General features: G+C 46.5%; 27 protein-coding genes and 1 riboswitch. Of the genes, 8 read left to right on the forward strand and 19 right to left on the reverse strand.

The features are described 5' to 3' along the window. Positions 1–252 precede the first annotated feature (252 nt). The gene (mbcS, locus tag CHL76_RS12315) at positions 253–1842 is read right to left on the reverse strand and encodes an acyl-CoA synthetase MbcS (RefSeq protein ID WP_094908744.1); all 1590 of its coding nucleotides are present in this window, start codon (positions 1840–1842) and stop codon (positions 253–255) included. A 100-nt stretch (positions 1843–1942) separates the two neighbouring features. Between mbcS and CHL76_RS12320 the strand changes: the two genes are divergently transcribed. Further along, entirely contained in the window at positions 1943–2392 is a 450-nt protein-coding gene (locus tag CHL76_RS12320) for a hypothetical protein (RefSeq protein ID WP_147041513.1), read from the forward strand. A gap of 37 nt (positions 2393–2429) precedes the next feature. On the opposite strand, the gene CHL76_RS12325 is transcribed toward CHL76_RS12320, so the two are convergent. The 6 genes from CHL76_RS12325 to CHL76_RS12350 form a co-directional block, all read right to left on the reverse strand. Then, positions 2430–2795, reverse strand: coding sequence for a Rieske (2Fe-2S) protein (locus CHL76_RS12325; protein ID WP_022794023.1), 366 nt, complete (start codon positions 2793–2795; stop codon positions 2430–2432). Further along, positions 2795–3898 (reverse strand): amidohydrolase family protein, encoded by a 1104-nt coding sequence (locus CHL76_RS12330; protein ID WP_233133407.1) that lies wholly within the window; start codon positions 3896–3898, stop codon positions 2795–2797. Before CHL76_RS12330 ends, CHL76_RS12325 begins: the two co-directional genes overlap by 1 nt. A 234-nt stretch (positions 3899–4132) precedes the next feature. After that, positions 4133–4456, reverse strand: coding sequence for a cupin domain-containing protein (locus CHL76_RS12335; protein ID WP_158219177.1), 324 nt, complete (start codon positions 4454–4456; stop codon positions 4133–4135). Between the two features lie 95 nt (positions 4457–4551). Beyond that, positions 4552–5766 (reverse strand): NO-inducible flavohemoprotein, encoded by a 1215-nt coding sequence (gene hmpA / locus CHL76_RS12340; protein ID WP_079475938.1) that lies wholly within the window; start codon positions 5764–5766, stop codon positions 4552–4554. Between the two features lie 293 nt (positions 5767–6059). Continuing rightward, positions 6060–6434 carry a DUF488 domain-containing protein gene (locus CHL76_RS12345; RefSeq protein ID WP_022794027.1) on the reverse strand — a complete coding sequence of 125 codons (375 nt, stop codon included), beginning with the start codon at positions 6432–6434 and terminating at the stop codon, positions 6060–6062. 11 nt (positions 6435–6445) lie between these two features. Continuing rightward, on the reverse strand, positions 6446–7153 hold the full coding sequence (locus tag CHL76_RS12350; RefSeq protein WP_022794028.1) for an aspartate/glutamate racemase family protein: 708 nt from the start codon (positions 7151–7153) through the stop codon (positions 6446–6448). A 165-nt stretch (positions 7154–7318) separates the two neighbouring features. Here CHL76_RS12350 and CHL76_RS12355 point away from each other — a divergent pair, with 165 nt between their 5' ends. After that, the gene (locus tag CHL76_RS12355) at positions 7319–7771 is read left to right on the forward strand and encodes a flavodoxin domain-containing protein (protein ID WP_022794029.1); all 453 of its coding nucleotides are present in this window, start codon (positions 7319–7321) and stop codon (positions 7769–7771) included. A gap of 67 nt (positions 7772–7838) precedes the next feature. Here the strand turns inward: CHL76_RS12355 and CHL76_RS12360 are convergent, their stop codons facing one another. The 4 genes from CHL76_RS12360 to tenA are packed head-to-tail and all read right to left on the reverse strand — an operon-like array spanning position 7839 to position 11530. Further along, positions 7839–8597: an energy-coupling factor transporter transmembrane component T family protein gene (locus CHL76_RS12360; protein WP_094908746.1), complete on the reverse strand. Its 759-nt coding sequence runs from the start codon at positions 8595–8597 to the stop codon at positions 7839–7841. Then, positions 8590–10245, reverse strand: a complete 1656-nt coding sequence (locus CHL76_RS12365) for an ABC transporter ATP-binding protein (protein ID WP_079475936.1) — start codon at positions 10243–10245, stop codon at positions 8590–8592. Before CHL76_RS12365 ends, CHL76_RS12360 begins: the two co-directional genes overlap by 8 nt. Then, positions 10242–10835, reverse strand: coding sequence for an ECF transporter S component (locus CHL76_RS12370; protein WP_079475935.1), 594 nt, complete (start codon positions 10833–10835; stop codon positions 10242–10244). The genes CHL76_RS12365 and CHL76_RS12370 overlap by 4 nt, the downstream gene beginning before the upstream one ends. Then, positions 10835–11530 (reverse strand): thiaminase II, encoded by a 696-nt coding sequence (gene tenA / locus CHL76_RS12375; RefSeq protein WP_079475934.1) that lies wholly within the window; start codon positions 11528–11530, stop codon positions 10835–10837. Before tenA ends, CHL76_RS12370 begins: the two co-directional genes overlap by 1 nt. 137 nt (positions 11531–11667) lie before the next feature. Beyond that, a riboswitch (TPP riboswitch) is annotated at positions 11668–11771 on the reverse strand. Positions 11772–11889: 118 nt separating this feature from the next. Between tenA and CHL76_RS12380 the strand changes: the two genes are divergently transcribed. Next, positions 11890–12318 carry a MerR family transcriptional regulator gene (locus CHL76_RS12380; RefSeq protein ID WP_079475933.1) on the forward strand — a complete coding sequence of 143 codons (429 nt, stop codon included), beginning with the start codon at positions 11890–11892 and terminating at the stop codon, positions 12316–12318. A 7-nt stretch (positions 12319–12325) separates the two neighbouring features. Continuing rightward, complete coding sequence (locus tag CHL76_RS12385) at positions 12326–13489, forward strand: MFS transporter (protein WP_079475932.1); 1164 nt, start codon at positions 12326–12328, stop codon at positions 13487–13489. A 34-nt stretch (positions 13490–13523) separates the two neighbouring features. Here the strand turns inward: CHL76_RS12385 and CHL76_RS12390 are convergent, their stop codons facing one another. Then, entirely contained in the window at positions 13524–14084 is a 561-nt protein-coding gene (locus CHL76_RS12390) for an NADPH-dependent FMN reductase (protein WP_079475931.1), read from the reverse strand. 64 nt (positions 14085–14148) lie between these two features. Beyond that, complete coding sequence (locus tag CHL76_RS12395; protein ID WP_022794035.1) at positions 14149–15453, reverse strand: DUF2254 domain-containing protein; 1305 nt, start codon at positions 15451–15453, stop codon at positions 14149–14151. Between the two features lie 117 nt (positions 15454–15570). Between CHL76_RS12395 and map the strand changes: the two genes are divergently transcribed. Further along, on the forward strand, positions 15571–16326 hold the full coding sequence (gene map, locus CHL76_RS12400; protein ID WP_079475930.1) for a type I methionyl aminopeptidase: 756 nt from the start codon (positions 15571–15573) through the stop codon (positions 16324–16326). Between the two features lie 43 nt (positions 16327–16369). Here map and CHL76_RS17110 read toward each other — a convergent pair whose 3' ends face one another. Both CHL76_RS17110 and CHL76_RS12410 read right to left on the reverse strand, forming a co-directional pair. Next, entirely contained in the window at positions 16370–16531 is a 162-nt protein-coding gene (locus tag CHL76_RS17110; RefSeq protein WP_158219179.1) for a hypothetical protein, read from the reverse strand. Between the two features lie 146 nt (positions 16532–16677). After that, positions 16678–17013 (reverse strand): metal-sulfur cluster assembly factor, encoded by a 336-nt coding sequence (locus tag CHL76_RS12410; RefSeq protein WP_079475929.1) that lies wholly within the window; start codon positions 17011–17013, stop codon positions 16678–16680. 217 nt (positions 17014–17230) lie between these two features. Here CHL76_RS12410 and CHL76_RS12415 point away from each other — a divergent pair, with 217 nt between their 5' ends. Beyond that, entirely contained in the window at positions 17231–17617 is a 387-nt protein-coding gene (locus CHL76_RS12415) for a rhodanese-like domain-containing protein (RefSeq protein ID WP_079475928.1), read from the forward strand. A gap of 136 nt (positions 17618–17753) precedes the next feature. Here the strand turns inward: CHL76_RS12415 and CHL76_RS12420 are convergent, their stop codons facing one another. Further along, positions 17754–18056 carry a hypothetical protein gene (locus CHL76_RS12420; protein ID WP_079475927.1) on the reverse strand — a complete coding sequence of 101 codons (303 nt, stop codon included), beginning with the start codon at positions 18054–18056 and terminating at the stop codon, positions 17754–17756. Positions 18057–18306: 250 nt separating this feature from the next. Between CHL76_RS12420 and CHL76_RS12425 the strand changes: the two genes are divergently transcribed. Continuing rightward, positions 18307–19668, forward strand: coding sequence for an alanine/glycine:cation symporter family protein (locus CHL76_RS12425; RefSeq protein WP_094908763.1), 1362 nt, complete (start codon positions 18307–18309; stop codon positions 19666–19668). 53 nt (positions 19669–19721) lie between these two features. Here CHL76_RS12425 and CHL76_RS12430 read toward each other — a convergent pair whose 3' ends face one another. Both CHL76_RS12430 and CHL76_RS12435 read right to left on the reverse strand, forming a co-directional pair. Beyond that, on the reverse strand, positions 19722–20690 hold the full coding sequence (locus CHL76_RS12430; RefSeq protein WP_233133409.1) for a 2-hydroxyacid dehydrogenase: 969 nt from the start codon (positions 20688–20690) through the stop codon (positions 19722–19724). Between the two features lie 2 nt (positions 20691–20692). After that, positions 20693–21538: a 50S ribosomal protein L11 methyltransferase gene (locus tag CHL76_RS12435; protein ID WP_158219180.1), complete on the reverse strand. Its 846-nt coding sequence runs from the start codon at positions 21536–21538 to the stop codon at positions 20693–20695. A gap of 211 nt (positions 21539–21749) precedes the next feature. Between CHL76_RS12435 and fumC the strand changes: the two genes are divergently transcribed. Continuing rightward, positions 21750–23138: a class II fumarate hydratase gene (gene fumC / locus CHL76_RS12440; RefSeq protein ID WP_079475925.1), complete on the forward strand. Its 1389-nt coding sequence runs from the start codon at positions 21750–21752 to the stop codon at positions 23136–23138. A 52-nt stretch (positions 23139–23190) separates the two neighbouring features. Here fumC and CHL76_RS12445 read toward each other — a convergent pair whose 3' ends face one another. Continuing rightward, the gene (locus CHL76_RS12445) at positions 23191–24423 is read right to left on the reverse strand and encodes a YeeE/YedE family protein (RefSeq protein ID WP_094908748.1); all 1233 of its coding nucleotides are present in this window, start codon (positions 24421–24423) and stop codon (positions 23191–23193) included. Between the last annotated feature and the right edge of the window lie 33 nt (positions 24424–24456).

The following is a 24456-nucleotide window of genomic DNA, read 5'->3' on the forward strand; positions in this document are numbered from 1 at the left end:
GCCCCCCTTTAGTTGTATGTCTATGACATATTTCAAAAATTGAAACAAAACAATTGTTATTATTTTGTTTCAACTTCTCCCCCTTCGGCGGGGTTGTTTTTATTCTAACCGAAATTATCAATAAGGTAAACGCTTTCCTAAAAATATTTTTAATTTTTGGTCAACTGTACATAAGTTACGAAACCTGTTTCGTAACAACTTAAGACTGCCCTGCAGCATATGCCGCAGGGCAGTCGAATCAGGCTGCTTATACTATTGATTTTTGTTCGCTTTTGCAAGCTCCTGTTCGCGGAGTTCAATACGGCGGATTTTCGCAGAGCTTGTTTTTGGCAATGATTCTACAAACTCAATCCGGCGTGGATACTTATATGGGGCGGTCATTTCTTTAACATGGTTTTGCAGTTCTTTCGTTAGAGCCTCTTCATTTTCCACCTGGCCGTTAGGTACAATAAATGCCTTCACGACGTTGCCGCGGATATCGTCGGGACTTGCAACTGCGGCGCATTCCTTGACGGAAGGATGTTTTGTAAGTGCATCCTCTACTTCAAAGGGCCCGATGGTATAGCCTGAACTGATAATGATATCATCACTGCGTCCCTGGAACCAGTAGTAATTATCCTCGTCCTTCATCGCCCTGTCACCGGTTAAAAAGTAATCGCCCTGGTAGGAATCATTCGTACGTTCGGGCTCTCTGTAATAGCCCTGAAACAGCGATGGAAGATCACGATGCACAGCGATATTGCCAATTTCATTGGCCTTCGCCGGCTTGCCGTCTTCATCCACTATTTCAATAAACTGTTCGATCATTGGTTTGCCCATGGAACCTATTTTTTCAGGCACGCCCTTCAGTGTTCCGATAAGCAGCGTACTTTCTGTCTGCCCGTATCCATCGCGAACCGGAAGGTTAAATTTATCGCGGAACACTTGAATGACCTCTTCATTTAAAGGCTCTCCTGCTGAAACAGCACTGTGCATCGCTGAAAGATCATATCTTTCGAGACCGTCAATTTTCGCCATTAGCCGGTACTCTGTCGGCGTGCAGCAAAGCACATTGACCTGTTCGTCCTGAAGCAGCTGCAGATAAGTTTCCGGATCAAAACGGCCGTTATAGGCGAACCCGGTGGCACCCTGGCCCAGAACAGATAAAAACGGGCTCCAGACCCATTTCTGCCAGCCTGGTCCGGCGGTAGCCCAGACAACATCGTTTTCATGAATGTCGAGCCACTCGTCTGCCGCTACCCTAAGATGGGCGTATGCCCAGCCATGGCTGTGCACGACAGCTTTTGGTTTCCCAGTCGTTCCCGAAGTATAAGGAAGAAAGGCAGTGTCATCACGGTGAGTCTGTACAATGTTAAAGCTTTGGGACTCTTCTGCTGCCATTGATTCAAGCTCTTTCCATCCCTCTTTACTGCCACCGATCATCAGCTTATGCTCGAGGGTTTCCGGCATAGGATCCATCCGGTCGATTTCCTCTGCGTACGGAGCATACGAAATGATCGCGTGGGAGCCGGAATGGTCCGCCCGGTACTTGATATCATCCGCCCGGAGCATTTCTGAAGAAGGAATAATCACAAGTCCTGCTTTCAGGCAAGCGTAATACGCAACATAGGCTTCCACAAGCCGGGGAACCATGACAAGCACCTTATCTCCTTTGGAAAGTCCAAGGCCGGTAAGGACGTTGGCATACTGATTGGCCTGCTGAATCAGTTCATGATATGTAACCTCGCGGCGGCTTCCTTTATCGTCCTGCCATTTCAATGCCAGGCGATCAGAATCATAGCGTTCCATTTCTTCGATTAAATTATAGGTTTCATTTGGTGTCAGCTGACTTGCATTAATCATAATTACATATCTCCCTTACCACTATTTTATCTTTTTCCATCATATGCGCCGCAGCAGTGTATGTCCACTTATACGCCTAAAGAATCTGATTATTCCCATTATGATTTTATCTTTTTTTCATGTTTGTGGGAAGAAGGAAACGGTTATAGCAGGAGAGGAACGTTTTTGTACGGTAACTACTATTGATTTGGAAGCAGAAAGGATGAATGTCACGATGAATATTATTATCAGTAAACCTAATGAGGAAATTGAAGTCCGCGAAGTAGAGGGACAAAATGATATCTACAGTATCATGGGCAATGACGCTATCATGCTCGAAATGATTCCGGAGCTTGATATTTACGCGCTTGCAAACGAAAATCAGTATGAAGAAGCGGATTATAAAGTAGAATCCAAGCAGTTCGGGGATCTTACGAATAAATACTCCCTGACCGGAACGTCCGTTATATTAACGTTAGACGCTGCCGGCAACTATGCTGAATTGAACGACGAGCAGATTGAAGCTGTCCGTCAGCTACAGGAAGTCCGCGGCGGCAATTTAAACAGCTAATCATTTCCCAGCTAAATATTAATAAAAAAAGAGAGGCTTACGAGCCTCTCTTTAATTCTACATATACATAGCTGTCTTTTACATAAGCGGAAAACTCTTTTAGTTTACCTTTTACCGGCGCAAGCGGTTTGCCGCTTTCCCGGAGATTATACTCTCTTCCATGCCACGGGCACCGGACGATATCTCCTTCATGTTCAAAGGAATACTCGCCGGGTGCGGTGCTCATAGGCGCCCCGTCAATTTTGCCCTTCGACATGCAGGCGCCCTGGTGGGGACACCGGTCGATAAATGCCCGGATTTCCCCCTCGGACGTCCGGCAGACAAAAACTGGGATATTATCGACGCTCCCCGGAATCATCTCCTGCTTTTCCAATTCCTCTTCCCTGCAGATAACGGCTGCCATCAGATATCCCTCCGTGCCGGAAGCTTCGGATAGAACCTTCTCGCATTCTCCCCGTATATCCGCTCAAGCACGTCGTCTCCCAGACCCTTTGGCATTGCTTCGTCCGGAGAATCATAATCCCAGTGCGGATAATCCGTACTAAAGCAGATAATTTCGTCGGTTCCCATCTGCTCTACTAAAAGATTCCATTCTTTTCTGCTCATTTCTTCAAGTGGCTGGGTCGTAAACGCCATCCGATTTTTGATGGTATCACTCGGCATCGTCGTTACCCACGGCACTTCGTGACGAAGATCCTTAAACTGCTGATCGAGTTTTTTCATTAAAAATGGCACATATGTGAACCCTCCCTCAATCATCATCAGCTTCAGATTTGGATATTTTTCAAATACCCCGTTGAAAATCATGCTCGTAATCTGTGCCATATGAGACGTGGCAATCAAGGCATGCCATTCAATAAAGTATCTCGGCCATTTCCCGAGCGGAGCCGGCGGTTCGTTATGGTGCATGCCGATCATCAGGTCATGGCGCTCAGCAGCTTCAAATATTGGGTGGTAGTATGGGTCGCCCCACGCGATATCATCAATGGGCAAAAGCACCTGAATCATTTTTGGGTGAGAGCCGACGCGTTCAATTTCTTTTACCGAGTTCGTTACTTCCTGGGCTGCAATATGAACGGATCCGTACAGTCGGCTGTCTTTATCCAACCATTCATTAATCTGCCAATCATTGTAGGCACTGGCAAGTGCTGTGGCCATCTCGTACCATCCGTGCATAGAAGACGGAGATGGATCAAGCGCTCCAGTTAAAATACCGAATTCATGATTGTTAGCGTCAAGCAGCTGCTCCTGCATAAATGGAAGGCTTGTGCCTGCCGGCTTTCCGTCCGGCGTTTGTGCGTCAGCCCGGTCCACTCCGGCCACCGCGGGCTGGGTGAATGGCATATGTTTTTCCTGCTGCCAGTGGCAGTCTTCAATATATCTTCTCCACGGCTGCTCTAAGTATGGAAATAAGTCCTCATACATTACCCGTTCATGAATGTCAGTATCGATCAGGCTGTATTTCTTCATCTGGTTAGTTTTAGCTTCATTGTTTAAAGTCTGCATAAATCAGCATCCTTCCTTTCGTCTACTTCCTAACCGTACCAGACCGTTCCTGAACTTAACAAAGCACACAAGCAGGCGTCCAGCTCTGTAAGCTGTGCCAGTGAATGCCAGTGAGCGTCAGTGAGTACCAGTAGCAGTTTTTCAGTATCTAACCATTTACTTACTAACCTATTACCTATCACTGACAGGGAGGCTGCTGATATTTATTGCAGACATTATTTTATTTAGCAGATGCTAATTTTCTTCGATATACACCAGTGTCACATACACACTCAAATTAGAGGAACTATTATTTTCAAAGCCTATTTTTTCTGCAGGGCCGCATTGAATAAGGTCTCCTTCTTTGATGGGAAAGTTTTCATCCTCTGTATAGCAGAGTCCTTCGCCGCTTGCGACTAATGCAAACGTTTGAGTGAATGGATGGTCATGCAGAGGGAGGCTCTGGCCGGGCGAGAAATTAAACACCACAGCTTTGCAGTTATTCTTTTTAAACACAATTTCTTTTGCCATTCGATCCCCGCTGAAAGGAGCTAATTGTGTAAGACTCTGGATTTTCATTTTTTTCATCCTTTCATTAATTGAACTTAAAACAGCTGCGGCAGAATCCAAATAGATATGCCGCAGCTGAATCAGTTTTATCTCTGAGGTATTAATTATTCAATCGTGCTTTCCGGACCGAAAACTTCATAATGACGGCGCTCAGCCGGCACTCCTCTGTCCTTTAAAATTTCATTAACTACCTTCATAAAAGGTATTGGGCCGCAGAAATAAAAATCTGCCTGTTCTTCAGGAAGGACAGTTTCCAGCCAATCTGCGTCTATAAATCCTTCTTTATCAAACATTCTATGCGTGCGGTCGTTCTCCGTTGGTGCGGAGTAACAGGTGTAGGCTTCAATATTTGAATACGTATCTGCGAGCTGCTCCACACGTGCTTTCATGGCATGCACCTTGCTGCTGTCAGCAGCGTGAATAAACGTCACGTTTCGTTTCGTATCTTCCTGTACAAGTGTATTCAGCATACTCATCATCGGAGTAATACCAACGCCCCCGCTGATTAACACAATTGGCATTTCCTCTGTTTCTATCACGAATTCTCCTGCCGGCGCTGCGAACAGCAGTACATCTCCCTCGTTTACATCCCGGTGCAGATAATTCGACACAATGCCGGCCGGATTTCCATTCTCAGGATCCTCCCGCTTCACGCTGATCCGGTAATAGTTTTCATTTGGAGCATCCGACAGACTGTAGTGGCGCATATGTGTATAGGGCTCACCCTCAATATCTGCCTGCAGCGTTAAATACTGTCCTGGCTGCTGCGGTATAATAGCCTCCCCGTCCTGCGGCTTTAAGTAAAACGAAGTAATGACATCGCTCTCCGGCACTTTTTCCGCTACATAAAACGGACGGTAGCCCGTCCACCCGCCCCGGGCGGCTTCCACTTCTTCGTACTTTACTGCTTCTTTTTGAATAAAAATATCAGCAAGCGCATGATACGCTTCTCCCCACGCGTCCAGAATTTCCGGGGTGGCTGCGTCTCCAAGCACTTCCTCCACCGCTTCGAGCAGTGTTTCCCCTACTAATCCATAATGTTCCGGCCTGACATCCAGGGCCCGGTGTTTTTCCGCTATGCGTTCAATAGTAGGACGAAGCTCTTTCAGACGGTCAATATTCGCTCCGGCCTGGTAGACAGAATAAGCAAGAGCTTCCGGCTGGACACCTGTTTCCTGGTTCGTCTGGTTAAACATGTTTCGCAGCTCAGGTGCTTTTTCAAAGAGCATTTCATAAAAACGGTTGCCAATAGCTGCGGCGTTAGCCTGAATAGCTGGGGCTGTTGCTTTTACTGTTTCAATCGTTTGTGGTGCAAGCATCGAATTCCTCCAGTGAAAACGTTTTTAACTTCTATAAAAAGTGTATTATAAATACATATTTTAATCTATACTTTTAGAAATACTTCATTAAACGTTCACAATCAGCTTTTATATACAAAATAACTCCGTACCCACCTGGACACGGAGTATTGAACATTTATTCAGCGCATTCAAAGCAGTATAGCCGGCCATTCTCATGAACCCCTTCTAAAAACCCGTCCCTGCAGTAAATTTCTTTGCCGCAATCACTGCATTGGCCCAGATACTCCTCCATCGTTTTCACCTCTTCTTCTTTAAGAGTCCTTCGGCTGACGATCAAGTATTTCTTTTAAGACACGGGCATGATTATATGTTTCTTCCTTTGCAGCAAATACGAGCGTCACCTGTTTGTTCTGTTCACGTACGGTCTGCTTTAACTGATCGAGAGCTTCAGCCTGTTCGGTATTTTGCTCGAGCTCCTGCTTATACTTCTCTTTAAATTCGTCAAACTTCTCCGGGTCGTGGGAAAACCATTGCCGCAGCTGCTTGGAAGGAGCAACGTCCCTGGCCCATTCATCCACTTTGGCTTTATCCTTTGCTATTCCCCGCGGCCATACGCCGTCGACTAATACCCGGCGCCCTTCTTTTTCCTCTGTTTCTTCATAAATTCTTTTCAGTTGAATCACCATTACCGCCCTCCCTATGCTTTACTTTCTTCAAACATAAAGTCTACAATCCTGTCTACGTGAACCTGCATCGTATCTAAAAAAGGAATCGAAAAATCTTTTTCAGAAAGAATCATCGGCAGTTCCGTGCAGCCAAGGATCACGGTATCGAGTTTATGTTGTTCAATCATCTCCCTGGTGATCCGTTCAAATTCCTTTTTCGTTTCAGGGTTTACGATGCCATTTTCAAGCTCGCTGACGATTTTTTCGTGTAAATACTGCTGCGTGCTTTCATCTGGCACATAGATGTTTTTCCCTTTTTCTATGAACGGTTTCTTGAAAAAATTCTGCTCCATCGTAAATTTTGTACCAAGCAGCCCAATATTTTCGGCGCCTTGATTTTCTGCTGCTTCCACTGCGGCATCCACAATGCTTAGCATCGGCACCTCGACCTGCTTTTGCACCTCTTCAAATACAAGGTGCGGCGTGTTTGCTGCAATAATGATGCCGTCGACATCCAGCAGTTCAAGCTTCCGGGCTGCATTGCCCAAATACTCAATCAGATCATCCATTCGTTCTTCCGAAATATACTTAAAAATGTTGTACATATTAATACTGTTGATGTACAATTCCGGAAGCACCTGAAGACTGTTCTCCTTTTTCTGATATTTTTTAATAATGGATTGATAATATTCTACCGTTGATTCCGGCCCAAGGCCGCCGATAATACCTATTTGTTTCACTTTTTCTCCCCCTTCACAAAAACACTAATATATATTTTCGATATATATTTTAACATATTTTGCGTACGTTTACCGGGGTGATTGCACAAGCCGGCAGCAGCATATATAATAAGTATACTAAATATGTATTTTAAGCACGAACCTATATAAGAAAGGAATGGACATATGCGAATACTTTTGTTCTATTCCACAATGACTGGAAACACTGAAGATATGGCGATCGACACAGAAGAAGAACTTATCAGCCGCGGGCACGAAGTAGAGCTGATGGACATGATCGCCGATGGGCTTCCAAACGAAGATCCCCTTCCGCATGATCTGCTCATTATGGGCACATATACGTGGGGCGAAGGCGATATTCCTGAAGAAACAGAAGACTTTCTGGAAGACCTTTTCGCCTATGATATTTCCGGCCTTTCGATTTCCATCTTTGGCTCCGGGGATCATGCGTATGAAAACTTCGCCGGAGCTGTGGATGAAATGATCGGGCAATTCCGTGAACGCGGACATAAAGGTGATATTCCCACCATGAAAGTCGATGTGGATGAAATGGATAACATTGCTGAAGATATTAAAAGCTATGTGGACCGCATCGAAGAAAAGTTTTTAGTAAAATAACCGGCAACCCGACTAACCCCGGAGGCCCACGGCCCCTGGGGTTATTTTAATCAATTCCGCTGCCCTGCTACGACAGGGGCAGCAGAAAAACGACAGTAATAAACAGTATAAAGCCGGCAGTAAACCAGACGTCCGTTTTTTTATAATTCATTTGCACATACCTCGTTCTTTTTCTCGAGCCGTCAAACCCTTTGGATTCCATCGCCAGGGCTGTTCTTTCTGCTTTTCGTACAGCCCCTGCCATCAATGGCACCCCTGCCTCTTTCCACTCCCGCATTCTGGGCTTTGAACCCATTCCTCTAATCTGCCGGGCTCTGCGGATTATCACCAGTTCTTTTCGAAGCTGGGGAAGAAAACGGTAGGCTGCCATCATTCCATATCCAATACTCGGAGGCATATGCCATTTTTGTATCAAACTCATCACTAAACTCACTGGAGAGGTGGTGAGGACAAAAAGAAGCGACCAGGAAGCAAACACCATCGCTCTTAAGCCTAGCGAGACACCTGTTTGGATATTTTCAAGAGCCACCGGCATGTGAAATACATAAAAAAGAACCGTAGCACCCCTTTCTTCAGGAAAAACCACCTGAAGCCATACAAAGCTGAAACCAAAAAGTGCAAACGGGAGCAGGAGTATGAGCAGCAGCTTTAACGGCACTTTTCCCAGAAAGAAGATGGCAGCAATAGTTAGCACCAGCACAGCAAGTGGATGCCATATATCATAAATGAAAATCATAAAGAAAAATACAGTGAAAAGGCTGAGCAGCTTCAGCGTTGGATGTACCCGCTGTAAAAAAGCGTCCCGGGTCTGGAGCTCTTCAAGCATGGCTGCCCCCTCCTAGGCGCATAAGCTGTACCGAAGGCAGCCGGACACCGATTTTTCCTAAGTCTATGCTGCCATCAAAAAATGCTTCTACACTCCCGTCGTAGACAAGCGTTCGTTCTGCCAGCGCAAGGACCCGTGCCGCTTTTGTATAAACCAGATCCATATCATGCGTCAGCCAGAGAACCGCTTTTCCGCGTTGCCGGCACTGCTCCAGCACTTCAAACAAAGCATCAGCATTTCGCTTATCAAGCCCAAACGTCGGCTCATCCAAAATTAAAATGGACTGGTTGTTTGTCACCATTACTGCCACTGAGAGACGCCGTTTTTCCCCCTGACTGAGCCGAAACGGATGGTTTTTCCGAATATGGCCGAGCTGAAACTGAATCAACAGTTCATTTGTCTGCTGAACAATATCTTCCTCGCACCATCCTGCTATCTCCATTCCGTAGCGTATTTCTTCTTCTACGGTCGGCGTTAGAAACTGGTGCTCGGGCTGTTGAAAAACAATCCCGAAGGTTTTGGCAATTTCGTACGGCTTCAGACCGGCTATATCTTGTCCGTTAACATACACGGTACCGCTTTTAATAGGCTCCCATCCGGTAAGAACTCGTGCGAGTGTGCTTTTCCCAGCTCCATTTGCCCCTACGACGGCAGTCATTTCTCCAGGGTAAAGGGAAAAAGACACGTTTTCGAAAACCGTCTGCATACTATAGGCAGAGGCCGCCCGTTCCACCTTCAGGACAGGCGGCTTCTGAGAAGGCTCACCCCCCTGTTTCGACTGCGGCAGAGATGCATGAACCTCGGCAACAGGGTAATCCGCTGCAAACACCTCCCATTCCCGCAAAGTGACGGGAAGAGCAGCTTTGGTTGTCTCCGTCTTTCTGAGCAACTTTTTTCCCGCTTCTGCAGGTGCAGGCAGCCACACTCCTTCTGCTTCGAGTACAGCAGCGTGGGAGTAAAATATACGGCCGGGGCTTCCATCCGCTGTCACCTGACCATTGCGGTTCAATACGACCGCCCTGCTCACCCACTCCATCACTTCATTTAGCTGATGCTCAATCAAAATTAATGTTTTATCAGGGGCTTCTGCAATACGGCCAAGAAGTGCGGCCACTGCTTCACGGCTTACCGGATCGAGCTGGGAGAGCGGTTCATCCAAAATCCAGATCTCCGGATTCACAGCAGCTATGCAGGACACAGCTATTTTTTGCTTCATCCCTCCGGAAAGCATGTCAATACGGGCGTCAATACAAGAAAGCATGCCTGTGAACTGCAAGGCTTCAAGCATCCGGCCTTCGATATCCTCCGCAGGTACGCGCAGGTTCTCAAGCGTAAATACAAGCTCTTCCCGCACTGTCGGCATGCAGAATTGGGTATCGGGATCCTGGAACAACAGAGCCGCCTCTCTGGCAGCCTCTGTAATGCATTTCACCGCTGGATTTTCTCCGAATACGTTCAATTCACCAGACACTTCTGCCTCTACTGAGCGCGGAAGAATTCCCTGAAGGGCCAGTGCCAACGTACTTTTACCCGAGCCGCTCGGGCCGAGCAGCAGCACGTTTTCCCCAGTACGTATTTCAGCCGAAAAACCCTCTACCGAAGGCTCAGCGTAAGGATATGCAATGGTTACATTCTCTGCATAAATCATACAGCGTTCCTCTGCTGCCCTTCCCGACGCTGGCGGCCAAGAGCAAAGCGGTCGAGAACGCCTGTTTTTACCAGGGCGTCTGTAAAGCTTTTCCCTGCCCACCCGGCTAAAAGAGCACCGCTTATAAGCATGGTTACCAGCATAAATACAACAACAGAACCTGCGTACTGACTGAATCCATAAAGAATATACTGGGTTAAAAATGCAGCAGACGTCCCTGCCATTCCGGCAAGCATTAATACCGGCAGACGAAAGATTCGGTAGAAAAACATGGCAAAAATAATTTCTGCGGCAATCCCCTGCGTGAAGCCGAGAACGAGCACTGCTCCCGCGCTCACAGACCCGGCCATAACTTCAGTGCCAGCCGCAATAAGCTCTGCCAGCAGCGCCGCTCCTGGTTTTTGAATGATATAGGCGCATATTACCGGAGCGAGGATCCAGAAGCCTGCCATCAGTCCGCCCCCAACTGGCCCGAGGACGCCCGTAACAATTTGTCCGAGCAGTACCCAAAGAAGATAAAGGACACCAAGAACAGCTGAAATAAATGAGATAACGACGATATCCCTGAGGTTTAAGCGTTTGTTTATCATTAAGCTTTTTTTCCGTCTGTTAATGTTCTGGCAAAGGGCCAGTCTTTTGCATGATACGCGTCCTCAAAAAACATATACTCGAGCTGGCACCCTTCCATAAATAACGTCCGCCAACGCTGCTTTTCTTCTTCTGTAGCTGTTTCTGCCAGTTCATCAAGGCGGTCAATATATTTGTACATTTCCCGCTCTTCACGGTCTCCGTAGAAACGAATCCAGTCGTTAAACGGATGGTCCTCGTTCGGATTCACTTCTTTCATCAGCCTTTCACCCACATACAAATACACCCACGGGCAGGCGAGCGTTACCGCAATCACATCGCCAAGTGTGCCCTTTTCAGCATGGTGCAGCATATGAAGCACATAATGCTGGGAAGCCGGGGCAAGCGCGTAGCCCTGCAATTCTTCATAAGCCACTCCCGCCTGCGCACATAAATTATGGTGCGGGTGCGTTTCACTGTTTAACACAAAATCAATGGTATCTTTAAACATGATCATGTCTTCTCTGGACGTGCATTTTGTTATCCCAATTGCTTTTGTCTTGATCATGGCATTTAAGTATTCAAAATCCTGCTTCACGTAATGGATAAGAGCTTCTTTTGGGACATCACCTTTCCCGATGCCCTGCACAAATGGATTTTCCCAGCAGGCTTCAAAAATGTGCTCTGTGTCCTGCCATAAAAGCTCTGAAAATTTCATTGTTACTTCCTCCTTTAAATTAGGAGGGAACCACTACGGGCAGTAAAGACCAATGGAGCAAAAAAAGCCACTCCATTGGTGGAGTGGCTTCGAATAAACGTCCGCTATTATAAAGCTGCTGCTTCTGATATAGACGTATTCTACCGTCTCCACTTTCCTACGCTGGCCTTAACCAGATCAGGTTCAAAGGGATTAAGGATAGTCCTTATCTCAGCCGTTACCGGCACCCCTAGCGGATTCCCTATTAAGTTGTCTACACTGTATCACATTATTTCAGAAAGTCAAAGCCCCATTTTGCCTTTACAAAATATGACGTTAACGTTAAGGTTATATCATGAAACTTAACAGGAGGGTGATGCATGCTGTACAAAATTGAAGAAGCCGCTCAAACCACAGGCTTAACGAAACGTGCAATACGTTATTATGAACAAATTGGTCTTATATCAGCACCAGAGCGTACAGAAAAAGGAACCAGAGTGTACGATGACCAGGATATTGAACGTCTGCAGAATGTAGTAACCGCAAAGGAGGTTCTTGGGTTTTCTCTTCAGGAGCTGCAGCAGTATCTCGATTTGAAAGAGCAGGTAAAAACAGTCTATAGCCACTACCAGTCGGTACAGGAAACGACGATGCAGCACGAGGATTTGAAACAAATTTCTGATAGCCTTCAGGCCCAGATTGATATGCTCGACCAAAAAATCAACCAGATGACAACGTTTAAAACGGAAATGGAAAATCTGAAAAACCAAGCTGACAACGTATTATCTTCATTCAATAAGGAGAAGTGACTGCTTTATGAATATTCAAACCAGGGCACGGTGGATTACGATCTTCGCCACATTTTTAGCTTTTATGGGTATCGGCGTCGTGGACCCCGTCCTTCCTTCCATCGCGGCTTCTATCGGTGCTTCTCACTGGCAGGTGGAGCTGCTTTTTACGTCCTATATTTTAGTGATGGCCTGCATGATGATTCCTGCCGGGATCCTTTCGAGCCGGTTTGGTGATAAACGGCTGATGAGCGCCGGGCTTTTGATCGTTACAGCCTTCGCCCTGCTTTGCAGTGTGGCGGGAGGCATTACTGAACTGGCCCTTTTTCGCGGCGGCTGGGGGCTTGGCAACGCTATGTTTTTCGCCACTGCTATGACCCTGTTAATCGCTCTCTCGAGGAGCGTGGAAACAGCGGTAGGTATGTATGAGGCGGCAATTGGCCTGGGCCTCGCCGGCGGTCCGCTTGTAGGCGGCCTTCTCGGGGATCTATCCTGGCGTGCTCCTTTTTTTGGTACAAGTCTTTTAATGCTTATCGCTTTTATTTTAGTTATCTTTTTCGTCCATCCGCCCGCTCCTAAAAAAGCTAAAGCTACGGCTGGATGGCAGGAGCTTCGTCATCTTTTTACACACGGGCCGTTCATTAAGGGTGCGCTTGCCGGCATGTTTTATTATTATGGTTTTTTTGTCGTGCTTGCTTACTCCCCTTTAATTTTATCTTTAACTTCTATTCAAATCGGTCTCGTCTTTTTTGGATGGGGATTATGCCTGGCCTTCGGCTCGGCTGTTTTATCGAGAAGGCTTGAGAGGCGGTTTACTCCTGTGAAATTACTGCCGTTCACCCTCTCTGCTTTTATTTTAACGCTTTTAGGATTGTTTTTTGCGTCCTCCTCAGTATTAATGATTATGTTCATCGTACTTTCAGGATTATTTTCCGGCCTGAATAATTCTTTATTTACCAGCCATGTAATGGAGCATTCGCCTTACGAGCGCAGTATTTCTTCTGGAGCATATAATTTCCTTCGCTGGCTTGGCGCTGCTTTTGCACCGGTCATGTCGGGATTAATCGGTAATTCATTATCAGCCCATCTTCCATACCTGGTCGCCGGTGTTCTTGGCGCAGCAGCTTTATTGTTTATTGGATGGAGCAGAACAGATCTGCAAACCGAACAGACCGAAGCTCCAAAAGCGTAAAAAAATCCCTGCAGATATTTCTGCAGGGATTTTTTTATGCCCGGTTGGCTACAGTCGTTGTTTCCTGATAAAAGCGTTCAAATTCGGCTACGACATTATCGAGAAAATCAATTGTGCCCTGGTCCGTTAAGTTTCCGTTTTCGTCCATTTTTTCATGCACAGCTCCAATAAGCACTTCATTTCCGGGAAGTACTTTTGCACTCATGCCCGGAGCGCTCAAAATCTGGCGCAGATGCATCTGCGCTTTCACGGTGCCCAGGCCGCCAAGAGAAGCTCCCACCAGCATGGTTGGTTTGCCGGCAAAGTCGTAATCGACCCGGGAATTCCAATCCAGAGCATTTTTAAGCACGCCGGAAATTGAACCATTGTATTCCGGAGTTGCAATAAGTACGGCGTCCGCTTCACGTACAGAACGCTTGTACTCCTGCACATAGTCCGGAGCATTGCTTTCCTCGTCCTGATCATAGTGCGGAAGATCGCGGATATCTAAAATATCAATATCCATGATGTCGCCGTAACGGTCCTGCATGTACTCCACTAATTTTCCGTTAAAGGATTCCTGACGGATACTTCCTACAATAGCTGCTACTTTCATTTGATCTTTCATCCTTTCGTGTTGAACTTCATTTATATATCATACACACACGTTACCGGCTGTTTCAAGTTATCTGCTTACTTTTTGTAAGTGCCTGATGCAGAGCTGTATCCTTTTCCTGTACACGCGTGTGCCAGTATTCTCTGTCCCAGTCGGCAAGCTGTTCATCTTCGACAGCCCGCTCCATATAAAAGGAAAATGATTCCACTTCTTTTAACACAGACGAATCTCCCGTTTTCACGAGCATCGTCAGTGCTTCCATGCAGGCTGCCATCACCGAGATATCTTCCCGGCCGTACAGTCTGATCTGGTAAAAGCTTTTGTATAAATACTCTCTAAAGGGCTTTACAGGCATAAACAACCTCAGTTCATCCTGCTTGTCGACAAAGTACTGATCATTTCTGTGTTCATGACTGAGTTCGGAGAGCAGTGCCCCAATACGGTTTATACAATTGGCTGCTGTATGTGGATCATTAATCGCCGGAGAAATGGCCCGCAGCGCTATCTCTACAATTTTCTGCATGGAGAATTCAATATCCTGAACATTGCTTCTCTCTTCTCCTACTAATACAAAACCTCTTAATATTTTTGGGGATAAACTTTGCTTTGACCAGTAGCGAAATAATGGCTCGCCCTGATGAACATAAGCTCCTACCTGAAACAAGCATTCGACGACGGCTTCCTCCTGCCTGGCCCAGGCAATCAGTTCAGGCATCTTCACCATATTGGTGTATCCCGACCGTTCAGCATGAACGATTGTTTCTTCATCGTTCCGGAAATTGCCGTTCCATTCGCTGAAGCTGTTTACTCCAGAATATGTATATGCATCCTGGATCACCCTCGAGGCATCGGACCGTATGTGGCTGATCAGATGATTGACCTGCAGCCACTGGGTGGAGTGATAAATAAAGATTATAAAAAAGGCCAGACAGCCAAGCGCCACAAAAACTGTCAGCATAGGCATCAAAATTTGGTTATTACCTTCGCTTGAAAAAAGCAGCATGTTTACCAGGGTGAACAATACCCCAAATGTAAACACCCCGAGCGTATGCTGTGTCGTCGGGCTTTTCATAAAATCCTGCAGGGCTCTTGGCGTGAACTGTGTAGCGTACGTTGTCAAAACAACCATAATCGAAGAAAAACTGATAGTGGTCAGCGTCAATAATGCAGTAACCAACGCGCTGTACAGGGAAGTAGCGGTGTTATTTTCTACGAGCAGCATAGAAGGCACATTGTTGTACACAGGCCGCAGCAGCTGCTGGTCCATAATAGAAGTACCTATTACTATAATTAAACTAAGAATGCCGTAGCAGCCTGGAACGAACCAAAACTTGTCCCTGACCTTTACATACCATTTCTGCTGCTTCATGATTTTCCTCCATTTCTATCGTGCAATTCCGCAATTATAAAGGAAATCACCAAACAATGCATTTCTTGTATGAATGTTTTACAATGGTATTTGATACTGAATAAAAGGAGACAGACGATGGTAACGTTGAAGACAGAACGAGAAATTGAGCTTATGCACGAAGCTGGGAAGATTCTTGCCGCCTGCCATAAAGAAATCGCCAAAATGGTCAAACCAGGCGTCACCACAAAACAAATTGACGATTTTGTCGAAAAATTTCTGGCAGAGCGCGGTGCCACTCCTGAACAAAAAGGCTTTCAAGGATACAAATACGCAACCTGTGCCTCCATAAATGATGAAATCTGTCACGGCTTTCCAAGAGCCCGTCCTCTTGAAAATGGTGATCTCGTTACAATTGATATGGTAGTGAATTTAAACGGGGCTCTGGCGGATTCTGCCTGGACCTATGCCGTTGGTGACGTAAGCAGTGAACTCGAACGGCTGATGGAGGTTACAGAATCATCTTTATATAAAGGTATTGAACAGGCCAAAGCGGGCAACCGCATCGGTGACATTGGCCACGCCATTCAAACATACGTGGAAAACGAAGGTTTTTCGGTGGTACGCGACTTCACCGGACACGGCATTGGGCCTACCCTTCACGAGGATCCACAGATTCCTCATTTCGGTGCTCCAGGCAAAGGCGGACGCTTAAAGCCCGGCCACGTTATTACGATCGAGCCGATGGTCAACACCGGAGACTGGCAAAGCAAAATGACATCCAATGGATGGACCGCCACCACCCGGGACGGAGGTCATTCTGCCCAGTACGAGCACACAATTGCGATCACAAAAGAAGGCCCGGTTATTTTAACGAGCCAGGAGAGCCTGTAAGCGTCAAAAAGCGCGGCCCCATTGGGGCCGCGCTTTTCACTACCTATAAATTTTCAATCTTATTGTCTTCGTAGTCCTTCTGGCGTGCTGCTTCGACCTGCATGATGTTTTCAATCGTGCGAACCGATTCTTCTACGCTCATGCTGTGGGCTTGCTGCATCCCTTTGTCGATCATTTCATTTGTGTTCAGTTGACTGTTTGTCAAAACAATAATGCCTCCTTTGAGTATGTTTACATAATAATACATTCTTCGATATATTTCAACCGAAAATTTTATTTTTTCTGATAAATGAAAATAATAAATAAACAAAAGAAGCCGGCTGGACTATTCCAACCGGCTCTCTCTTGTTATCAATCCGGAATACCTAAAGCGATTTTGGCGTAACGGGACATTTTATCTTTACTCCAAGGTGGATTCCAAACAATGTCCACGTCTACTTCGCTGATTTCTCCGTATTCCTTTAAATCATTCAAGGCGAAATTAATATCATTAACAATCGTTCCTGCAAGCGGGCAACCCATTGCGGTTAAAGTCATTTCAATATTCGCCTGTCTGTTATCATCAATTGTTACTGTATACACAAGCCCCAAATTTACGATATCAACACCGAGCTCTGGATCAATAACATTTTCCAGTTCAGCCCAAACTCGTTCTTCCAGTTCTTTTTTTTCTTCTGTCTCTGCCATGGAAGCTTCACCTCCTACTTTCTGTATTCACCTTATCAAAAATTAACGTCCCCCGAAACCAATATGCTTGAATTTCATGAGAAGAATTAATAGCATGAAGTGGTTATACATAATTCCTGAAGGGGTAAGTATAAAAAGCGCAAGCAAAGTTCTTGAATCTGCCTGCCGAAAAATATACAATATGAATCGCTATAAGAAAGGAATGAGGAGGGCGTTGATGCTTTTTTGGCTTAGTATTACCATAGTTGTTATTGTTCTCGTTATGATACCGGCATTTAAACGCTGGATGCCTGTTTTCCGCGTTCCTTGTTCATCCCTTCCTCAAAGTCAGGACACCGGGGCCCATATTTTGGATGTACGCGAATACCAGGAATCAGACCGCAATCCGGTGAACGGGGCGTTCGCTCTTCCGTATCCGCATTTAAAAAGGCATTTGCAGACCGTTCCGAAAAAAGAAGTGTTTCTCATTGCTCCAGATAAAGTTTCACGCAATCTAAGCACCCGGCTGCTGTTAAAAAATGGTTTCACCGTTACCGGCTACGCCGTAGTGCGCAGAGGCGAGCAGGGCTATCCCCCTGTAAAACTTCCATGCAGTGGTTCGTAATATTTACATAAAGCAGGCAGCCGTTCATCCGGCTGCCTGCTTTATTTTTTTGAAGCCTTTTCTCTCCTTGCATTAAAAACAACGGCCCGGGCTTAATTGCCCGGGCCGTTGTTTTTTCTTTAATTGTTATATTTTCTTAGGAAAAACCGTTTAATGGGCCTGTTCCAACAAGCGTTACTACATCTTCATTGGCCACTCCGGCATTATCCAGAGCTTCCACTGATACAAGGCCGTACATACTGCCTTTATCGGTTTCAAACGTTAAATGCTTTTTTTCATTATTTTTTAAAGCATCTGTAAAGAAACGCTGATTATCTACTCCGTACAGCTTCACTTCCCAGTCCTCTCCATTATCATCACGGACTTCCAACTCACCGTCTGTATAACGGAGCTGTTCCTTATCTTCTGTAAAAACTTCATCTACTTTTATTGTTTTCATTGCCTAGTCCTCCTTCATCCGATTACGTCTACCTATACGAATGCCCGAATCTTTTCTCCATAAAACCTCTTATTTCAAATTTCTTGGGTAAATTATTTTTCCTCTTTTTCTGAAATTTTCACAATTTTTACAAAACATGTACCAAATTTATTATTTTTATAGTAAACTTTTCTCACAAACTGTTCACATCTTTATAACATCTTATGTACAGTTGCACTATGGAAGGGAGTTGTTACATATGTCAGGATTTATGAACAGCGTTGAGGAATTACTTACCACTATCAGTGGCATTGTGTGGGGGCCTCCATTTTTAATTCTTATTTTGGGAACAGGTATCTTTTTAACGATTCGTTTAGGGTTTTTGCAATTTTCTACTCTTCCTTACGCATTAAAGCTCGCCTTTTCAAAACAGGACAAAAAATCAGATGGGGATATTTCCCACTTTCAGTCGCTGATGACCGCACTAGCCGCTACGGTCGGAACGGGTAATATTGCCGGGGTCGCTACAGCCGTAGTAATTGGCGGCCCCGGGGCGGTTTTCTGGATGTGGATCAGTGCCCTATTCGGAATGGCCACAAAATACGGTGAAGCCATTCTCGCTGTTAAATACCGTGTCCAGGATGAACGGGGGCGCATGGCCGGCGGGCCCATGTACTACATAGAAAAAGGACTTGGATGGAAATGGCTGGCGGTTTTGTTTGCCGTGTTTGCTGCGATTGCCGCCTTTGGGATCGGAAATACTGTCCAGTCCAACTCTGTGGCAGACGTTCTGGACTCCAACTGGAACGTGCCTACCTGGATTACCGGTATTATACTCAGTATTTTAACCGGAGTGGTTATTCTTGGCGGCATTAAGTCCATCGGCCGGGTCGTTTCATTTATTGTGCCGGTTATGGCTGTCTTTTATGTTGTCGGCGGGCTGATTGTCATTTTAGGTAACATAGATCTCGTCCCTGCCGCAGTCGGCTCCATTGTTTCCGACGCATTCACCGGACAGGCTGCTGCCGGCGGGGCTGTCGGGGTTGTTATCCAGTACGGAGTGGCCCGCGGGGTTTTCTCCAATGAGGCAGGCCTTGGGTCCGCACCAATTGCAGCAGCTGCAGCCCGTACTGACTATCCCGGGCGGCAGGCGCTTGTCTCTATGACTCAGGTTTTCATTGATACAATTATTATCTGTTCCATTACCGGTATTTCTCTTGTGATAGGCCAGAACTTTGTAAGCAGTGAGTTAGACGGCGCTCCACTGACTGCCGCCACGTTCGAGTACTTTTTAGGACCGGCCGGCAGCATTATCGTTTCTGTAGGACTCATTTTCTTCGCCTATTCTACTATTCTGGGCTGGTCCTATTACGGAGAACGGTGTATTTATTACCTTTTCAAAACGTACAAGGCTGTGTTTGCCTATCGTGTCATTTTTGTTATCGCTGTGTTTTTTGGCGCTGTGGTCCAGTTCGGAATTGTCTGGTCGCTTGCAGACACAATGAACGGCCTGATGGCCGCGCCAAACCTGATCGCCCTCTTAGGGCTCTCTGGCGTTATCACCGCGGAAACGGTTCGCTTCCGTAAACGAATGAAGGAAGAAAAGAACGGTACAGCTACCTGGAACAAGTAATAGCAAAACGAAAGCACCTCACTGAGCCTGTAATGGGCCCGTGAGGTGCTTTTTCACGTTTCGGGCACTTCATGGGTGAGCGGCTCCCCTTTGAGTCCCTGCAAAATATGGTCTGCGGTTATATCTGCCATTTGCCGGCGCGTTTTTTCGCTGGCACTGCCGATATGCGGGAGCACCACAACATTGGAAAGGCTGACAAGTGGATGGTCTGCCCCAATAGGCTCGTTCTCAAATACGTCCAGGCCGGCGCCAAAAATTTCTCCTTCCCGGAGCGCATCTATCAGTGCCGGCTCATCCACCGTTGCTCCTCTCGAGGAATTGATAAAAACCGCCGTTTTTTTCATTTTGCGAAAGGCCTCCGCATCTATCAGTTTTTCTGTCTCTGGCGTCGCCGGAGCAAGCACGCAGACAAAATCGGCCTGCCCAAGGAGCTCGTCAAGCTCTGTATAAACTGCACCAACCCGTTCTTCTGCCTCACGCTTTCTCGAACGGTTATGATAAAGAATATTCATATCAAACCCAGCAGCCCGTTTCGCCACCGCTTCTCCGATACGACCCATGCCGATAATTCCAAGCGTTGCCCCGTAAATATCCTGTCCTGTAAATGCAAAGGGTGCCCAGGAACCCCATTCGTTATTCCGGATCGTATCCATTGCTTCCGGCAGCCTGCGTGCTGCGGCCATCAGTAAAGCAAAGGTTAAATCCGCTGTCGTTTCTGTCAGCACGCCGGGAGTATGGCCCACTTTAATTTTATTCTCTCTTGCAGCCTCAAGATCAATGTTATTATATCCCACTGCCATCGTTGCTATTACTTTTAACCGCGGCGCCTGTTCAATTACATTTCTCGTAACTGCTTCCGAGACGGTACAAAACAACCCGTCTGCTTCTTCTGTCCTCCGGATTAATTCTTCTTCTGGCACTGCTTCGTTTTTATTCCATACATCTACCGTGGCTTCCTGTTCCAGCTTTTCAATTAGCCAGTGCGGCATCGGTCTTGCAATAAAGATATGTGGTTTGTCCACTGTTATCCTCTCCTTTGAAACATTATAGTATGCCACTCATTTGTCTGCTTACGCCATTCAATTTCATAATTTTTATTCTGGAAGGCTTTTTCGACCCGTTCAACGGACCAGTCAACCAATCCTGATACGACAATCGTTAAAGGAAGGTCTTGTATAGATTCAGCTCGTTCGAGCCAGTGTACTGTAGTGTCAGCCCCGATATTAATGACGGCTAAGTCATACGCCTCGTACGGAAAGACTGTGCCAACTACATCCTGTTCATACACTGCAATTCGGTTTTCTACATCGTTTAATGCTGCCTGCTGTTCAATCTCCCGCGTTACCGGTTCCGTGTCATAAGCTGCTACCTGCACCCCTTTTTTTGCCAGGGCAACTGACAATATTCCGCTTCCAGCACCGATATCTGCCGCTCTTCTTCCCTCTGCCTGAGTGACAATCCATTCGAGAGCATCTCTCGTGGTTTCGTGAATTCCTGTACCGAATGCTCCCTGGGGATCAAGCCGAAGCTCCTTTTTCAGCTGTGTTTCCTGGAACGGAGGGTACACAACCTCCCATCCTTCCGCGAGTGCAATGTTTTCATAGGAGGCCTCTTTCCATTCCGGCGGCTGCCACACATGTATATCACATGCGTTGACTCCAAGCATCCGGCCCAGCTCTTCTTTCGGGACATTTTCCGTGTAAACATACAACCTGCTTTTTTCCCCGCTGCTGAATTCGTATGTATACCCGTCTTCATCCTTCATTGTCTGTATTGCTTCATCAATATAAAATGTATAAATATCATACTCATAGAGCCGTAGGCTCCATGCTTCATTATCCCCAGCCGGGACTTTGATTGAGTACCACATGCCAGCTGCCTCCTTTTCGTAAAATTTATAGCAAAACGATCGTCCATGCAACATTCATTTTTTCGTGATCAGGTTCTCTTTGCCGGCATAGACGAGGAAATTAGTATTTCTCCTTTGAAAAGCCTTTCTTTTTTTAAAAATGTTCTTTAATCTAGAGGAAGAGTGCTTACTCTATTTACCTTATTGATACTAGTAGGAGGTCGACCTATCGATGGACTATCGCGTAGAAAAAGATACACTTGGAGACATGCATGTACCGAAGGACAAGCATTGGGGCGCCCAGACCCAGCGCAGCCTTGAAAACTTTAAAATCGGCCAGGAAACTATGCCGATCGATGTAGTATACGCATTCGCTATTTTAAAGCGCTCCGCGGCTCTCGCAAACAAACGCCTGGATAAGCTTGAAGCAGAAAAGGCCGACGCGATCGTTGAAGCCTGCGACGAAGTACTTTCCGGAAAACTCGACGACCACTTCCCACTCGTTGTCTGGCAAACCGGAAGTGGCACTCAATCTAATATGAATATGAACGAAGTGGTGGCCCGCCGCGCTTCCCAGCTGCTCGAAGAAAAAGGATCTTCTGAGAGCGTGCATCCAAACGACGATGTCAACCGTTCCCAGAGCTCAAATGACACTTTTCCAACAGCGATGCACGTAGCCGCTGTGCAAAAAGTGGAGGATCAGCTTCTTCCTGCCGTGGAAACGCTTCGTGCGACCCTTGAGAACAAAATGAACGCGTTTGAGGATGTCATTAAAATCGGCCGCACGCATCTCCAGGATGCCACTCCGCTTACTCTCGGCCAGGAGGTCAGTGGCTGGCACCGGATGCTTGAGCGTTCTGCTGAAATGATTACAGAAAGCATTGATCACGTAAAGGACCTGGCAATCGGCGGCACTGCTGTCGGTACAGGGATCAACGCCCATCCGAGATTCGGGGAATACGTAGCTGAAGAAATCAGTTCCTATACCGGGAAGGAGTTCCGTTCCGCCCCAAACAAATTTCACGCCCTCACCAGCCATGACGAAATTTCTTACGCACACGGGGCATTAAAAGCGCTGGCTGCTGATGCCATGAAGATTGCAAACGATGTGCGCTGGCTTGCAAGCGGCCCCCGCTGCGGAATCGGAGAAATTTCCATCCCCGCAAACGAGCCAGGAAGCTCTATCATGCCAGGGAAGGTAAATCCAACCCAGAGCGAAGCATTGACTATGGTTGCAGCACAGGTAATGGGCAACGATGCTACAATCGGCTTTGCAGCCAGTCAGGGCAATTTTGAACTAAACGTGTTTAAACCGGTTATTGTTTACAATTTCCTGCAGTCCAGCTACCTGCTCGCTGATGCGCTCGTTTCCTTTAACGACAAATGTGCGGTCGGAATTGAAGAAAACCAGGAACGTATCGATGCGCATCTGCGAAATTCCCTGATGCTTGTCACAGCGCTGAATCCGCACATCGGGTACGAAAACGCAGCTAAAATTGCTAAATCAGCCCACGCTAATGGGCAAACACTGAAGGAAGCCGTGCTTGAAAGCGGTATGCTAAATGAGGAAGAGTTTGAATTAATTGTAGATCCGGCCAAAATGGTTTCCCCGAGTGAATAAACAATGATAAAACAATAACCTCCCAGGCTTTGATTGGCCTGGGAGGTTATTCTTATTCATCCGTACGTTTTCCTTCTTCGTAATGATACAACGGCAGCCGGTGACTAAAATAATAGGCAGTGTAAACACCAAGCACGGCCATAACAAGCCATATCCACGCATGCAGACTGAACGAGGCAATACCGCTGAAATATGCCCCAATGTTGGCGCCAAATGAAATACTGGCGCCATATCCCATCAGTGCCCCGCCAACCAGAGCAATCAAAGCCACACGCGGAGCAATTCTGGAGAAACGAATCTGGCGGTTCATTGCCAGGGTTACTACGGTACCGAGGACCACACCAAAATTAATGATGCTCATGGAATCCATCATTACTGGCTGATGAAGAGCGACAAACTGATCCTGTTCAAACCAGTATTTCCAGTCGCTAACATCCATTCCAAGAACCGTCGCTATCTTTGAGCCCCATAGAGGAAAGGAGGCTGTCAGCTTCCACGGTTCCCCCTGAACGAGAAAGATGAGCGCGTTTAATACTGCCAGAATAACAGCACCCACCCACAGCGGCCAGGATCCAAAGATTATCCGGCTCCAGCTTGCAGCTGAAGGAAGTGGTGGAAGAGCCGGGGGTCTCGTTCGTTTTTTATGCACATATGAGCCAAAAGCAATTAAGCTGAGAAAAACAATCTGAATCACCCAGGCCCAAATGTAACCAATTCCCGTATCCACTGCCAGAGAGACTGGTTCAAATGAAGGTAGTGACGTGTTCCAAAAGCCAAAATGGGAGGCCCCTGCCACTGTCCCCACTGTAAAACCGGCCAATGTGCAAATTAAGGCGGTTCTGCCGCCCTCTGCTTCGTAAAATGAGGAGGGGGCAAGACCACTGCCTATTTCCATACCAAAACCGAAAATGAAAGCTCCAACTACCAACCCCACGCTCACAGCGGAAAGAGCCGGTATTGGCACGGTGCCGAAGAAAGCCGGGCTGAGAATAAAAATGGCAGCTGAAAAACTGGAAACCAGGATAAGCATCAGCATATGGGCCCGGAGCATCTCCGTATTGCCTTTTTCAATAATCTGCCGGTAAACGGCCGAAAAGCCGAAGCGGGCGTGGAAAAGGGAAAATCCGAGAAAAAAACCAATCCAGAGCAGCATTACATACGACCAGCCTGATATGTGATAAGACACGAATGAAAGCGCAAGGATGACTAATAAGCATACTAGCGAAACAATATTTTGTGGATTGTTTAAAACAGATATTTCTAGCTCGGAACTTGCTTTTTTCATTTATTAATTCTCCTGACTGTAGCTGTTCTAGAG

Origin of the sequence: Marinococcus halophilus, assembly GCF_002265875.1 — a bacterium.
Lineage (GTDB): Bacteria > Bacillota > Bacilli > Bacillales > Marinococcaceae > Marinococcus > Marinococcus halophilus.